Source organism: Kitasatospora sp. NPDC059088, from assembly GCF_042738155.1.
GTDB lineage: Bacteria > Actinomycetota > Actinomycetes > Streptomycetales > Streptomycetaceae > Kitasatospora.
In genome coordinates, this window is the sequence record NZ_JBHYGR010000045.1 from 10,892 (window position 1) to 23,942 (window position 13,051).

Annotated in this window: 10 protein-coding genes; 3 read left to right on the top strand and 7 right to left on the bottom strand. The window is 72.2% G+C overall.

Features of this window, described 5'->3' with window-relative positions; all coding sequences use genetic code 11:
* Positions 1-132: 132 nt before the first annotated feature.
* Positions 133-1,974: a phosphatidylglycerol lysyltransferase domain-containing protein gene (locus ACFWXO_RS21255; RefSeq protein ID WP_380525366.1), complete on the bottom strand. Its 1,842-nt coding sequence runs from the start codon at positions 1,972-1,974 to the stop codon at positions 133-135.
* Between the two features lie 379 nt (positions 1,975-2,353).
* On the opposite strand from ACFWXO_RS21255, the gene ACFWXO_RS21260 reads away from it, so the two are divergent.
* Both ACFWXO_RS21260 and ACFWXO_RS21265 read left to right on the top strand, forming a co-directional pair.
* On the top strand, positions 2,354-3,508 hold the full coding sequence (locus ACFWXO_RS21260; RefSeq protein ID WP_375888743.1) for an alpha/beta hydrolase: 1,155 nt from the start codon (positions 2,354-2,356) through the stop codon (positions 3,506-3,508).
* Between the two features lie 116 nt (positions 3,509-3,624).
* The gene (locus tag ACFWXO_RS21265) at positions 3,625-4,413 is read left to right on the top strand and encodes a ferritin-like domain-containing protein (protein WP_380525367.1); all 789 of its coding nucleotides are present in this window, start codon (positions 3,625-3,627) and stop codon (positions 4,411-4,413) included.
* Positions 4,414-4,460: 47 nt separating this feature from the next.
* Here the strand turns inward: ACFWXO_RS21265 and folE are convergent, their stop codons facing one another.
* From folE to dacB, 6 genes are all read right to left on the bottom strand, one after another.
* Entirely contained in the window at positions 4,461-5,066 is a 606-nt protein-coding gene (gene folE, locus ACFWXO_RS21270; RefSeq protein ID WP_350509225.1) for a GTP cyclohydrolase I FolE, read from the bottom strand.
* Between the two features lie 106 nt (positions 5,067-5,172).
* Positions 5,173-7,227, bottom strand: coding sequence for an ATP-dependent zinc metalloprotease FtsH (ftsH, locus tag ACFWXO_RS21275; protein ID WP_375888747.1), 2,055 nt, complete (start codon positions 7,225-7,227; stop codon positions 5,173-5,175).
* Positions 7,228-7,454: 227 nt separating this feature from the next.
* Positions 7,455-8,009, bottom strand: a complete 555-nt coding sequence (hpt, locus tag ACFWXO_RS21280; RefSeq protein WP_363441651.1) for a hypoxanthine phosphoribosyltransferase — start codon at positions 8,007-8,009, stop codon at positions 7,455-7,457.
* Positions 8,010-8,079: 70 nt separating this feature from the next.
* On the bottom strand, positions 8,080-9,207 hold the full coding sequence (gene tilS / locus ACFWXO_RS21285; RefSeq protein WP_375888749.1) for a tRNA lysidine(34) synthetase TilS: 1,128 nt from the start codon (positions 9,205-9,207) through the stop codon (positions 8,080-8,082).
* Between the two features lie 301 nt (positions 9,208-9,508).
* Positions 9,509-10,693, bottom strand: a complete 1,185-nt coding sequence (locus ACFWXO_RS21290) for a zinc-dependent metalloprotease (protein ID WP_375888750.1) — start codon at positions 10,691-10,693, stop codon at positions 9,509-9,511.
* A 194-nt stretch (positions 10,694-10,887) separates the two neighbouring features.
* Positions 10,888-12,171 (bottom strand): D-alanyl-D-alanine carboxypeptidase/D-alanyl-D-alanine-endopeptidase, encoded by a 1,284-nt coding sequence (dacB, locus tag ACFWXO_RS21295; RefSeq protein WP_380525368.1) that lies wholly within the window; start codon positions 12,169-12,171, stop codon positions 10,888-10,890.
* Positions 12,172-12,427: 256 nt separating this feature from the next.
* On the opposite strand from dacB, the gene ACFWXO_RS21300 reads away from it, so the two are divergent.
* Positions 12,428-12,919, top strand: a complete 492-nt coding sequence (locus tag ACFWXO_RS21300; RefSeq protein ID WP_350517236.1) for an inorganic diphosphatase — start codon at positions 12,428-12,430, stop codon at positions 12,917-12,919.
* Positions 12,920-13,051: the final 132 nt, after the last annotated feature.

Here is a 13,051-nt window from a genome sequence, read left to right on the forward strand (position 1 = left end):
GCGGGGGGTCTGGCCCAGCTCGCAGCCAGGCGTGGCCGGGGTGAGGTCGAGGACCCCCGCCCCCCCCCGCCCGGCCCCCCCCCCCCGCCCGGCCGCCCCCCCCCCCCCCCCCCCGAAGGGTGCGGGCCGGCCTCAGGCCGCCTCGCCGACCTCGCGGGTCGACGGGACGGGCATCAGGCCCTCGCGCTGGCGCTTGCGGCCGAAGCGCGGCATCCCGAGGGTGATGAAGGCCTCCGCCTGCATCGCGGCGAAGCCGATCCGCGGCAGGTCCCGGGTGCTCGGGAAGACCAGGAAGCGCGGCTCCCACTCGGGCTGGAACTTGGCGTTGAACTTGTACAGCGACTCGATCTGGAACCAGCGCGACAGGAACACCAGCAGTCCGCGCCAGGCGCGCAGCACCGGGCCCGCGCCGATCCGCTCGCCGCGGGCGAGCGCGGAGCGGAACATCGCGAAGTTGAGCGACACCCGGCGGATGCCCAGGGCGCCCACCTCCTGGAGGGCGGCGACGATCAGCAGCTCGTTCAGGCCCGGGTCGGCGGCGCGGTCGCGGCGCATCAGCTCCAGCGAGATGCCGTCCGGCCCCCAGGGCACGAAGTGCAGCACGGCCTTGAGGTCGTCGCCGCTCTCGCCCTCCTCGGGGGCCTTGTGGGCGGTGACCACCACGCAGTCGTCGTCCAGCGGGTCGCCGAAGCGCCCCAGGGCCATCGAGAAGCCGCGCTCGGTGTCGGTGCCGCGCCAGCGGGCGGCGGCGTCGGCGATCCGGTACTTCTCCTCGACGGTGAGGTCGGAGACCCGGCGCACCTTGCAGGAGTAGCCGTTGCGCTCGATCCGCTTGACCATCTGGCGGACGTTGCGCATGGCCCGGCCGGCGAGCGAGAAGGTCGCGGTGTCGACGATCGCCTCGTCGCCCAGCTCCAGCGCGTCCAGGCCCGCCTCGCGGGTCCAGACCTCGCCGCCGACCTCGCTGCAGCCCATCACGGCCGGCACCCAGGCGTGCTCGCGGGCCTCGGCCATGAACACCTTGATCGCGCCCGGCCAGGCCTCCACGTCGCCGACCGGGTCCCCGGAGGCGAGCATCACGCCGGAGACCACCCGGTAGGAGATCGCGGCCTTGCCGGTGGGCGAGAACAGCACGCTCTTGTCGCGGCGCAGCGCGAAGTAGCCGAGCGAGTCGCGCTCGCCGTGCCGCTTGAGCAGCTCGCGGACCTTCTCCTCGTCCTCGGCGGTGAGCTCCGGCTTGGGCTTGCCCGGGCGCAGCGCCAGGTAGGCGGTGGTGAAGGCGGTCAGCAGGCCGAGGCCGCCGAGCAGGTAGGCGACCAGGTCGGACATCCGCGCGTTGTTGTAGCGGACCGGGCCCTCGAAGCCGAACAGCCCGTACCCGACGTGCTGCAGCCGCTCCAGCAGGGCGGGGTGCCCGACCTCGTACTTGGTGCGGGTGCTCACGATCAGCAGGCCGAGCAGCACGCTGAGGACGCCCATGACGACCAGGTTGACCACCGCGCCCCAGCGGGTGCGCGGGTCGGCCTTGGCGTAGAACTCGCGCTGGTGCACCAGCATCACGGCGAGGACCACCAGCGAGACGACCGCCGGGCCGATCTGGTGCCAGCGCACGATGTGCAGCGAGGCGCTGAGCGGCAGCAGCACGCAGACCGCCCGCCAGGCCCGCCGCTTGCGCCGGCGCAGCGCGTGCGCCAGCGGCACCAGCAGGATGCCGACCATCAGCGTGCCGACCGCGGCCAGGCTGGTGGTGCCGCCCGGCAGCTGCCCGGCGAAGGTGTGCATCTTGGTGTGCCGGAGCTTGGGGAACACCGCGCTGGCGATGTCCACCAGCCCGATCAGCAGACAGGCGTAGCCGACGGCACCGGGGAGCCAGGCCCTCGGGACGGCGGCCGCCTGGTTGCGCAGCGTCTGCAGGCCGCGCCGACGGCGCGGCGGCTGCTCGGGGCTCGGCTCAACGGACACGGGAACGCTCATGGAAGCTCAGCGTAGAGGCTGCGGGGCGGTGTCCGTTCACTCCGGGGGAGCACGTGTGATGGACCTTCATGCGTATTCCTTCATCGGGCAATGCGCATACCAAGGATCCGGAAACGGACGGTAATCCGGTGCCGTGGGCGCGCTGCGGGTTGAGCCGGGGGTGGGAGCCGTGGGTCCGCCGCCGCGTGGCGGGGCAGGGCCCTCCGGTACGTCGTACGTACGGTGGACGCCGCATTCTAGGGCGCCGGTTGCCCCGGACCTCCCCCCACCCTCCCGACCCAGCCGGGACGTCCGGACAGCCTAGCTGCGGTGGCCCGGCCTGACGGCCCGCCAGACGATGAAGCCTGCATCGACAGTGTCCCACCGGAAGGCCGACGGCATGGAACTGACCAGCAACGTGCTGGTGAACGCGCTGCTCGCACTCGGGGCCGCGGCCCTGCTCACCACTTTGTGGATCTGGCCCCGGCTGGCCCGGCAGCGCCCGCTCCCGGTGCTCGGCAGGATCGGGCTGCTGACCGTCGTTCAGGTTTCGATCCTCGCGGTGCTGGCGCTGTCGGTGAACAACTCCTTCGGCTTCTACACCTCCTGGGACGACCTGCTCAGCCCCGGCGGCGCCAAGCTCGCGCTGGCCGGCAACGAGAACCACAAGGGCGGCACCCCGGTCTCCGACCAGCTGGTCCGGCCGACCAACGAGGGCGGCATGGAGAGCGCCCCCAACCTCCCCAAGGGCCCGCCGGAGGAGGTCGGGAAGATCGAGTCGGTCCGGGTCAACGGCAAGGAGACCGGTTTCTCCGACCAGATGTTCGTCTACCTGCCGCCCGAGTACTTCGACCCGAAGTTCGCCCTGGTCCGCTTCCCCGCCGTGGTGGCCCTGGCCGGCTTCCCGGGCACCACCCTGAACCTGCTCAAGGAGCTGCCGCTGGTGCAGACCGCGGTGGAGCTGCAGCGCTCCGGCAAGATGCCGCCGACCGTCCTGGTGCTGGCCCGCCCGTCGGTGGTCCCGGCCCGGGACACCGAGTGCGTGGACGTCCCCGGCGGGCCGCGCAGCGAGACCTGGTTCGTCAAGGACGTGCCCGAGGCCCTGCAGAGCGCGTACCGGCTCGGCCGCTCGGCCGCCTCCTGGGGCCTGTTCGGCTACTCCACCGGCGGCAGCTGCGCGATGCGGCTGTCGATGCGCTTCCCGAACGTCTACGGCAGCGCCGCGGGCCTGCACGGCGACTTCGCGGTGCGCCAGGACCAGTACACCGGCGGCGACCTCTTCAACGGCGACAAGGCCCTGACCCAGCAGCACGACCTCGGCTGGCGGCTGCAGAACCTCCCGGCCCCGCCGCTCAACCTGCTGGTGGTCTCCACCCGCAAGGAGTCGGACTACCCGCAGACCGTCCAGTTCGTCGACCAGGCCACCCAGGTCGCGGCGGCCAATCCGCAGTTCAAGGTGGAGTCGCTGTACCTGGACGACGGCGGCCACAACTTCGACAGCTGGACGCGGGAGCTGCCGGCCTCGCTGGAGTGGCTGGGCTCCCACCTCGGCTGAGGCGTGCGGGTGATTACCCGCCGGTCGGCCCGGCCGGCCGGCGGTTCGGGGGGACGTATCGCGGCCGCCCGCCCGACCACCGGCGGGCGCCGCCCCGGATCCGCGCAGGAGGCGCCGTGCTGAGCACCAGATCGCTCTTCAACGAGATCTACCGGAACGACCAGGCCTACCAGCTGTTCTGCAGCATCGCGGCCGGCGGCGAGGACCAGGGCGGCTGGGAGAACGAGCGGATCACCGCCCTCACCCCGGACCCGGTGCTCGCCCCGAAGGTCGCCCGGCACGGCGCGGACGAGCGCAAGCACGGCCGGATCTTCACCCAGCTGCTGAACAAGCGCGGACTGCCCAAGGTGCCCGTCCCGGACGAGGCCGACTACTGCATGCTGCTGGAGCGCCAGGGCGTCGGCCTGTCCCACGAGCGGCTGCTCGGCGACGCCCCGCTGACCGACCGCGAGATCATCACCTACCTCGCGCACAGCCGGGTCACCGAGCAGCGCGCCGCCGAGCAGATGCGCCAGCTGGTCAAGGTGTACGGGGACAACCCCGACCTCGGCCGGGCGATGCGGATGATCTCCGCCGACGAGGACAACCACCTCGCCTACTGCCACGAGGAGCTGCTGCGGCTGGTCGCCGACGGCCACGGACCGTACGTCCGGCACACCCTGGAGACCTGCGCCCGCGGCGAGATCCGCACCCACCGGGACGTCGGCCTCGCCGTCACCGCCCGGATGGCGCGGATCCTGCGCTGGCCCCGCTGGCAGCTGGCCGTGGTCACCCTCGGGGTGCACGCCCTCTACCTGTACGACCGGGCCTTCGGCTGGCGCCGGATGGTCACGCTGCGGATGCCGGAGCGCCGCAACGCACTGGGCACCCCGGCCCCGCCGCACGCGGAGCCCGAGGTGCCCTGAGCCGGGACCGGTCGCCGCCTGGCGACCGATGCCCCTACTGCCTGCCGCTACCTGCCGATGATGAGGCTCATCGCCTCGGCCCGGGTGGCCGGGTCGCGCAGCTGGCCGCGCACGCAGGAGGTGATGGTCTTGGCGCCGGGCTTGCGGATGCCGCGCATCGACATGCACATGTGCTCGCACTCGACCACGACGATCGCCCCGCGCGGCTCCAGGATCCGCATCAGCGCGTCGGCCACCTGGCTGGTCAGCCGCTCCTGCACCTGCGGCCGGCGGGCGTAGACGTCGACCAGCCGGGCCAGCTTGGACAGCCCGGTGATCTTGCCGCTGGGGGACGGGATGTACCCGACGTGCGCGACGCCGCGGAACGGCACCAGGTGGTGCTCGCAGACCGAGGTCAGCTCGATGTCCTTGACCAGCACCATCTCGTCGTGGCCGAGGTCGAAGGTGGTGGTCAGGACGTCCTCGGGCTCCTGCCACAGGCCCGCGAATATCTCCTTGTAGGCCCGCGCGACCCGGGCCGGCGTCTCCAGCAGGCCCTCGCGGTCGGGATCCTCCCCGACCGCGAGCAACAGCTCACGGATGGCGTTCTCGGCCCGCTTCTGGTCGAAGGCACCGACGGCGGGCGGACCGTCGAGCGTCACCGGGTCGATCATGCGGGCCTCGCTTACTCGTGGGAAGACTCTGGCTGAACAGCACGGATGCCGCGCCTCCAGGGTACAAACCCTGGTGACGCGGCATCCATTCCTACCGGAGTGCGGCTCAGCCCTCGGTCGGCGGCTCGGCCGCCGGCAGCGGCGGGAGCTTCACGATGTCGACCGGAGCGGTGTCGGAGGCGGCGGCGCCGTTGGTGAGCGCCAGCTCCTTCGGCGACTGCACCGGCGGCCGGGTGGACGGCGTGCGACGGGCGGAGCCCGTCCAGGCCGGCCGGGCCGGGCGCTTGACGATCGGGGCGAAGATCTCGGCGATCTGCTCCTTGTTCAGGGTCTCCTTCTCCAGGAGCTCCAGAACCAGGTTGTCGAGCACGTCGCGGTTCTCGACCAGGATCTCCCAGGCCTCGTTGTGCGCGCTCTCGATGAGCTTCTTGACCTCTTCGTCGACCAGCCCGGCGACCTCTTCCGAGTAGTCGCGCTGGTGGCCCATCTCACGGCCGAGGAAGGGCTCCGAAGCGTCGTTGCCGAACTTGATCGCGCCCAGGCGCTCGGTCATGCCGTACTGGGTGACCATGGCCCGCGCCGTGGCGGTGGCCTTCTCGATGTCGTTCGAGGCACCGGTGGTCGGGTCGTGGAAGACCAGCTCCTCCGCCGCGCGCCCGCCCAGCATGTAGGCCAGCTGGTCGAGCATCTCGTTGCGGGTGGTGGAGTACTTGTCCTCCTCCGGCAGCACCATGGTGTAGCCGAGGGCCCGACCGCGGGACAGGATCGTGATCTTGTGCACCGGGTCGCTGTACTGGCAGGCCGCCGCGACCAGGGCGTGACCGCCCTCGTGGTACGCGGTGATCTTCTTCTCCTTGTCGGACATGATCCGCGTGCGCTTCTGCGGACCGGCCACGACGCGGTCGATCGCCTCGTCCAGGATGCCGTTGTCGATCAGCTTCTTGTCCGAGCGGGCGGTCAGCAGCGCGGCCTCGTTGAGCACGTTCGAGAGGTCGGCGCCGGTGAAGCCGGGGGTGCGCTTGGCGACGGCCGACATGTCGACGTCGGGCGCGATCGGCTTGCCCTTCTGGTGCACCTTGAGGATGTCCAGACGGCCCTGGAGGTCGGGACGCTCGACCGCGATCTGCCGGTCGAAGCGGCCCGGGCGCAGCAGCGCCGGGTCCAGGATGTCGGGGCGGTTGGTCGCCGCGATCAGGATCACGCCGCCCTTGACGTCGAAGCCGTCCATCTCGACCAGCAGCTGGTTGAGGGTCTGCTCGCGCTCGTCGTGGCCGCCGCCGAGACCCGCACCGCGGTGCCGGCCGACGGCGTCGATCTCGTCGACGAAGATGATCGCCGGAGCGTTCGCCTTGGCCTGCTCGAAGAGGTCGCGGACGCGGCTGGCGCCGACACCCACGAACATCTCGACGAAGTCGGAGCCGGAGATCGAGTAGAACGGCACCCCGGCCTCGCCCGCGACGGCACGCGCCAGCAGGGTCTTGCCGGTCCCGGGCGGGCCGTAGAGCAGCACACCCTTGGGGATCTTGGCGCCGACGGCCTGGAACTTGGCCGGCTCCTGGAGGAACTCCTTGATCTCGTGGAGCTCCTCGACCGCCTCGTCGGCACCCGCGACGTCCGAGAAGGTGGTCTTCGGGGTGTCCTTGGTGAGCAGCTTGGCCTTGGACTTGCCGAACTGCATGACGCGCGAGCCGCCGCCCTGCATCTGGTTCATCAGGAACAGGAAGACCAGGACGATGATCACGATCGGCAGCATCGACAGCAGCAGGCTGACGAAGGTGCTCTGCTTCTCGGGACTGACCGTGTAGCCCTCGGCGAGGGTGTTCGGGTCCTTGTCGTTGATCTGGGCCTGCAGCTTGTCGGCGATCGCCACACCCTGGTCACCGATGTACGAGGCCTGGAACTTGTTGCCGGACGGGACCTTGCCCGTACCGGCGTTGGACAGCGTGGCGCCGTCCTTCAACTGGATCTTGATCGTGTTCGAGTCACCGGTGGTGATCTGCGCCGACTTGACGTTGTGCGCATCGATCGCTGCGACGACCTGCCCGGTGTCCACCGTCTTGTAGCCGTTCGAGTCCGAAACGACCTGCATCAGTACGATGACGGCGAGGACAGCCAGCACGATCCACATGATCGGCGCACGGAAGTATCGCTTGACGTCCATCCATGCGGAGCGTTGCCGCCCCGTCCCTCCTGCCACTCAGCGGCGCCGGGAGGCTTTGGGCCGCGGCGCAATCCGAATCGATGCTCATGTGAAGAGCGGTTTATTGGACCGTACCGCAGTCGCACCCACCCATGGCGGGAGCACGGCGACACGGCTCAGCTTCTTTGTCCCCCGGTCCAACGGGCGGGAACAACCCTCTGTTCCCGCCCATAGCCCGAACGGAGCCCTCAACCGCCGTAGACGTGCGGGGCGAGGGTCCCGATGAAGGGGAGGTTACGCAGCTTCTCCGCGTAGTCCAGGCCGTAGCCGACCACGAACTCGTTGGGAATGTCGAAGCCGACGTACTTCACGTCGATCTCGACCTTGGCCGCGTCCGGCTTGCGCAGCAGGGTGCAGACCTCCAGCGAGGCCGGGCCGCGCGAGCCCAGGTTGCCCAGCAGCCAGGACAGCGTCAGACCGGAGTCGATGATGTCCTCGACGATCAGGACGTCCCGACCGGCGATGTCGGTGTCCAGGTCCTTCAGGATGCGCACCACACCGGAGGACTTGGTCCCCATGCCGTACGAGGAGACGGCCATCCAGTCCATCGTGACCTGCGAGTGCAGGGTCCGGGCCAGATCGGCCATCACCATGACGGCCCCCTTGAGGACGCCGACGATCAGCAGGTCCTTGCCTGCGTAGTCCCGGTCGATTCGCTCGGCCAGCTCCTGGAGCTTGGCGTCGATCTCGTCCTTGCTGATGAGCACCTTCGCGAGGTCAGCGCCCATGTCGTTCTGGTCCACCGGGGATACGTCCTCAAACGTTCGGGGTCTGTGTGGCCGGCGGCCGGCTCCCCCGGGACGTGCCTCGCCCTCAGTCGCCCTGCCGCCGAAAGACCAGCGTGCCACACCTACGGGTGGCCTCGACGCCCCCGGGTAGGTGCAGCGGCCCCTGGCCGCGCCATCCGGTGACCAGCAGGTCCACCGTCTCCAGGTGCCGGGCGAAGAGGTCCCCGGCCGGACAGCCCGCCCGCAGCGCCGCCCGCCGCAGCACCCGGCGCCGGACGGCGGGCGGCAGTTCGGCCAGTTTCACGGCGTCCAGGGTGCCTTCGCCCGTACGGAGGTCGCGCTCGGCCAGCGAGGCCCACTGGTCGAGGGCGTCGGCGTCGTCCCGGAACAGCCGGGCGGTGCGGGCCAGCGCCTCGACCACGCCGCCGCCGAGGTGCTTCTCCAGCACCGGCAGCACCTCGTGGCGGACCCGGGAGCGGGTGTAGGCGGGATCACAGTTGTGCGGGTCGTCCCAGACCGGGATCGCCTGGGCGGAGCAGGCCTGCAGGGTGGCCGCCCGGTCCAGCTCCAGCAGCGGGCGGCGGTAGCGGCCCTTCTGGGCCGGCATCCCGGCCAGCGAGCGGGAGCCGGAGCCGCGGGCCAGGCCCAGCAGCACGGTCTCGGCCTGGTCGTCCCGGGTGTGGCCGAGCAGCACCGCGATCGCGCCGTGGCGCTCGGCGGCCTCGTCCAGGGCGGCGTAGCGGGCGTCCCGGGCGGCGGCCTCGGGGCCGCCGGCCCGGCCGACCCGCACCGGGACGGCCTCGACCGGGTCCAGGCCCAGCGAGCGCAGGCGCTCGGCGACCTGGGCGGCGCGGTCGGCGGAGCCGTCCTGGAGGCCGTGGTCGACGGTGACGGCGCCGACCCGCAGACCGATCTTGGGGGCCTCGAAGGCGGTAGCGATGGCCAGCGCCATCGAGTCCGCGCCGCCGCTGACGGCGACCAGGACCAGCGGCGAGCCGGGGGCGGCCGGGGTGCGCGGCAGCCCGGAGGGGTGGCGGGCGGCGTTGCCGATCAGGGTGGTGCCGACGGCGGCACCGACCAGCGGCGCCCCGGCGGGGCGCCCGCGGGGTTCGCGCACGGGCGCGGTGAAGGTGGTACCGGCCTCGGCGGCGAGGTCGGTGAGCGTACGGCGAACGGCCAGGCGTATCGCGGCGACGGCGGGGTGAGGGCCCACGGCGGACGACTCCTCGACGGAGGGGACAGGGCTGCGGCGGGCGGCCGGAACCGCGCACCTGGATAGCGCCGCGTTACCGGGCGCTCACAGATGGTGGCAGAAAGTGGCGGGCCGCTACGCCACCCGCGCCACCGGTACGACCACCGTCCCACGTACGGGTGAATGGAGAAACGTATCTTCACCCATCATCTGCCCGATTGGACCACTCGTACGAGCGGGTTTGACCGCCGCCGACCGACGGCGGTCCCCCGGTACTCCGGGAATGCCCGATCGGGGCCTCCCGAGGGCCTCCCCGAGGGCCTCAGCGGCCGACCCGGGCGACCCAGGCGGCCGGGTCGTGGATCTCGTCCTTGGTCGGCAGGGTGTTCGGGGACGTCCACACCCGGTTGAAGCCCTCCATGCCGACCTGCTCCACCACCGCCCGGACGAACACCGCGCCGTCCTGGTACTGCCGCAGCTTGGCGTCCATGCCCAGCAGCCGGCGCAGCATCAGGTCCAGCCGGTTCGCCCCGCGGTCACGGCGCTGCTGGAACTTCTCCCGGATCTCCGCCACCGTCGGCACCACGGCCGGGCCGACGCCGTCCATCACCACGTCCGCGTGACCCTCCAGCAGCGACATCACCGCCGTCAGCCGGCCGAGGATCTCGCGCTGCGCGGGCGACTGGACGATCTCCAGCAGGTTCCCGCCGGAGGCGCTGTCCCGGCCCTCCCGGGCGCCGGTGCCCGGCAGGCCGGCGCCGAGCGAGCCCGCCGCGTCGCGCAGCCGCTCCAGCAGCGCGCCCGGGTCCACGTCCGTCTCGGCCAGGAAGGACTGCACCTCGGACTGGATGTGGTCGCGCAGCCACGGCACCGCGGTGAACTGGGTGCGGTGGGTCTCCTCGTGCAGGCAGACCCAGAGCCGGAAGTCGGACGGGTCGACGTCCAGCTCGCGCTCGACGTGCACGATGTTCGGCGCCACCAGCAGCAGCCGGCCCGGCCCCGGGCCCTCCGGGCCCAGCCGCGGCTTGTCGAACAGCGCCGCCGGGCTGTCCGGCGCCTCCAGCGAGGGCTCGGCCGGGGCGAAGGTCTCGTACTGGCCCAGCACCTTGGTGGACAGGAACGCCAGCAGCGCGCCGACCTCGATCCCGGTGGCCTTCTCCCCCACCGCCCCGAAGACGCCCGCCGCCGCGCCGGTGGCCCGCCGCGCCTGGAGCTTCTCCACCAGCGGCTGGACCACCGTGCGGAAGCCCGCCACGTTCGCCCGGACCCAGCCCGGGCGGTCCACCACCAGCACCGGCGTCGCGGCGGCCGCGGCCAGACTGCTCGACCGCATCCCGGTGAACACCCGCACGTGCTCCTCGGCCTCCAGCGCGTGCCGGCGCAGCTCGGCGACGACCGCCGCCGCCTCGGCCCGGCTCACCTCCGGCCCCGGCCGCACCAACCTGGTCGCAGTAGCGACCGCGAGATTCCAGTCGACCATGTCAGCCCCGCCGCTCGCGCTCGTCATGCCCTCACCGTACGTGCTCCCCACCATCAACGGCAGCCACCCGCCACGAACACCCTGCCCGCCTCCGGGCCCGCTCGAACCCGCCCTCCACGGGCCCCCTACGGCCCGGCGGGCGCCGCCCCGGCCGCCCCTCCGGCCGGCCTCCGCCGGGCGGTCGGCCCGGCGGCGGACGGGGGGAACGGAACCGGGGTCGGTCAGTGGCAGCCGCAGGAGGCGAGGCGGGCGGCGATCCGGTCCATGGCGGCGCGGGCGGTGTCCGCCGGCGCGGTGGTGCGGGTCATCACGGCGAAGGCCAGCAGGCGGCCGTCGGCGTCCACCACGGTGCCCGCGAGGGTGTTGACCCCGCTGAGGCTGCCGGTCTTGGCGCGGATCAGGCCGGCCGCGTCGGCGGCGCCGGAGCCCGAGCCGTAGCGCTTGGCCAGGGTGCCGGTGAAACCGGCCACCGGGAGGCCGGTGAGGACCGGGCGCAGCGCGGGGTGCTGGTCGGAGGAGGCCAACGCGAGGATCCGGACCAGGACGGCGGGCGGGATCCGGTTGTCCGTGTTCAGGCCGCTGCCGTCGTTGAGGACCACGCCGGTCATCGGCACACCGAGTCTGCCGAGCTCCTTGACGACGGCGGTCGCCGCGCCCTCGTAGCCGGCCGGCTGGTGCCCGGCGAGGGCGACCTGACGGGCGATCGCCTCGGCGAGCTGGTTGTCCGAGGTGGTGAGCAGGCGCTCGACCAGCCGGGCGACGGTCGGCGAGTCGACCTTGCCGAGGACGGGGGCGTCCGCGGCGGCCGGGGAGGCGGCCGGCCTGGCCCTGCCCTCGACGGTGACGCCCTGGGCGGCGAGCATCGTGGCGAAGGCCGTGGCGGCCGCGCCCGCCGGGTCGGCGACCCGGAGCGGGGCCTCGTCCTTGCTCTTCGGGTCGACCTTGGCCTCGTCCGCCATCAGCGGGACGACCAGGGCGAGGTTCTCGTTGTCGGGCTTCCGCTGCTGGGTGCTGTCGGGGTACAGCGACAGGTCGTAGCCCAGCCGGACCGTCGTGGTCCCGGCCGCTTTGAGGGCGGTGGCGGTCTGTCGGGCGAGCTCCTCCAGCGAGGCGGGCGCGGTGTCGGCGTCGACGGGCCGGCCGCCGATCTGCACCTGGTCGGCGGGCAGCGCGGTGAGCGTCGGGTCCCCGCCGCCGACCAGGGTGATGCTGCCCGGGTCCGTGCCGCGGACCACCCGGGTGGTGAGCCGGGTGTCGGCGGGGATCAGCGACAGGGCCGCGACCGAGGTGGCCAGCTTGGTGGTGGAGGCCGGGGTGACCGGGGTGTTCTCGTCGGAGCCGTACAGGAGTTGCCCGCCGGCGGCGTCCGCGACGGCGAGGGTCACGGTGCCCAGGCTCCTGTCGGCGAGTGCGGGGGCCAGCGCCTGCTGGAGGCCCTGCGCGGTGGGGACGGCGGCCTCCGGGCCGTCCCCGGCGACGGCCAGCACGGCGCCCGCGGCGGGCACCGGGCGCGCGACCGGCGTACCGCTGACACCGCCGGCACCATCGCCACCGCCCGGCGAGGGGGACGGCTGCGCGTACGCACCGCCCCCGCCCAGCACCGCCCCGGCGACCAGAAGGGCCGCTCCGCACAGCCCCGCGGCCGTCCCCCCGCGGCGCCGCGCCGCCCCCGCCCCAGCTCCCACCGACCGGCCCCTTTCCCCAGCACTCACTCCCGTAGGAGACACTTGGATTCTGTCAGTCCCTACCTTGGAGGAACCGTTGGAATTCGACGTCCTTATCGAAATCCCGAAGGGCTCTCGTAACAAGTACGAGGTCGACCACGAGACCGGCCGTCTGCGGCTCGACCGGATGCTCTTCACGTCGACCCGTTACCCGGCCGACTACGGCTACGTCGAGGGCACGCTCGGCGAGGACGGCGACCCGCTGGACGCCCTGGTCATCCTGGACGAGCCGACCTTCCCCGGCTGCCTCATCAAGTGCCGTGCCATCGGCATGTTCCACATGACCGACGAGGCCGGCGGCGACGACAAGCTGCTGTGCGTCCCGGCCACCGACCCGCGCTGGGAGCACCTGCGCGACATCCACCACGTGTCGGAGTTCGACCGCCTGGAGATCCAGCACTTCTTCGAGGTCTACAAGGACCTGGAGCCGGGCAAGTCGGTCGAGGGCGCCAACTGGGTCGGCCGTGTCGAGGCCGAGGCCGAGGTCACCGCTTCGGTCAAGCGTCTCGCGGAGCAGGGCGGCCACTGATCCGTCGTTCCGATCTAGGTCGGGACAGCCAGGGGGCCGGGGCCCCCGGACCCATCCCCGGGGGGTGTCTTTTAAACAACAGTCCCCGGCCACCCCAAAAGAACGTTTTTTAAAGGGGGGGGGCGGGTCAAT

What these genes read in the sequence shown, in the direction of transcription:
- ACFWXO_RS21255 (WP_380525366.1), bottom strand. Translation starts at nt 1,974, where the DNA reads ATGAGCGTTCCCGTGTCCGTTGAGCCGAGCCCCGAGCAGCCGCCGCGC.
- ACFWXO_RS21260 (WP_375888743.1), top strand. Translation starts at nt 2,354, where the DNA reads ATGGAACTGACCAGCAACGTGCTGGTGAACGCGCTGCTCGCACTCGGG.
- folE (WP_350509225.1), bottom strand. Translation starts at nt 5,066, where the DNA reads ATGATCGACCCGGTGACGCTCGACGGTCCGCCCGCCGTCGGTGCCTTC.
- ftsH (WP_375888747.1), bottom strand. Translation starts at nt 7,227, where the DNA reads ATGGACGTCAAGCGATACTTCCGTGCGCCGATCATGTGGATCGTGCTG.
- ACFWXO_RS21290 (WP_375888750.1), bottom strand. Translation starts at nt 10,693, where the DNA reads ATGACGAGCGCGAGCGGCGGGGCTGACATGGTCGACTGGAATCTCGCG.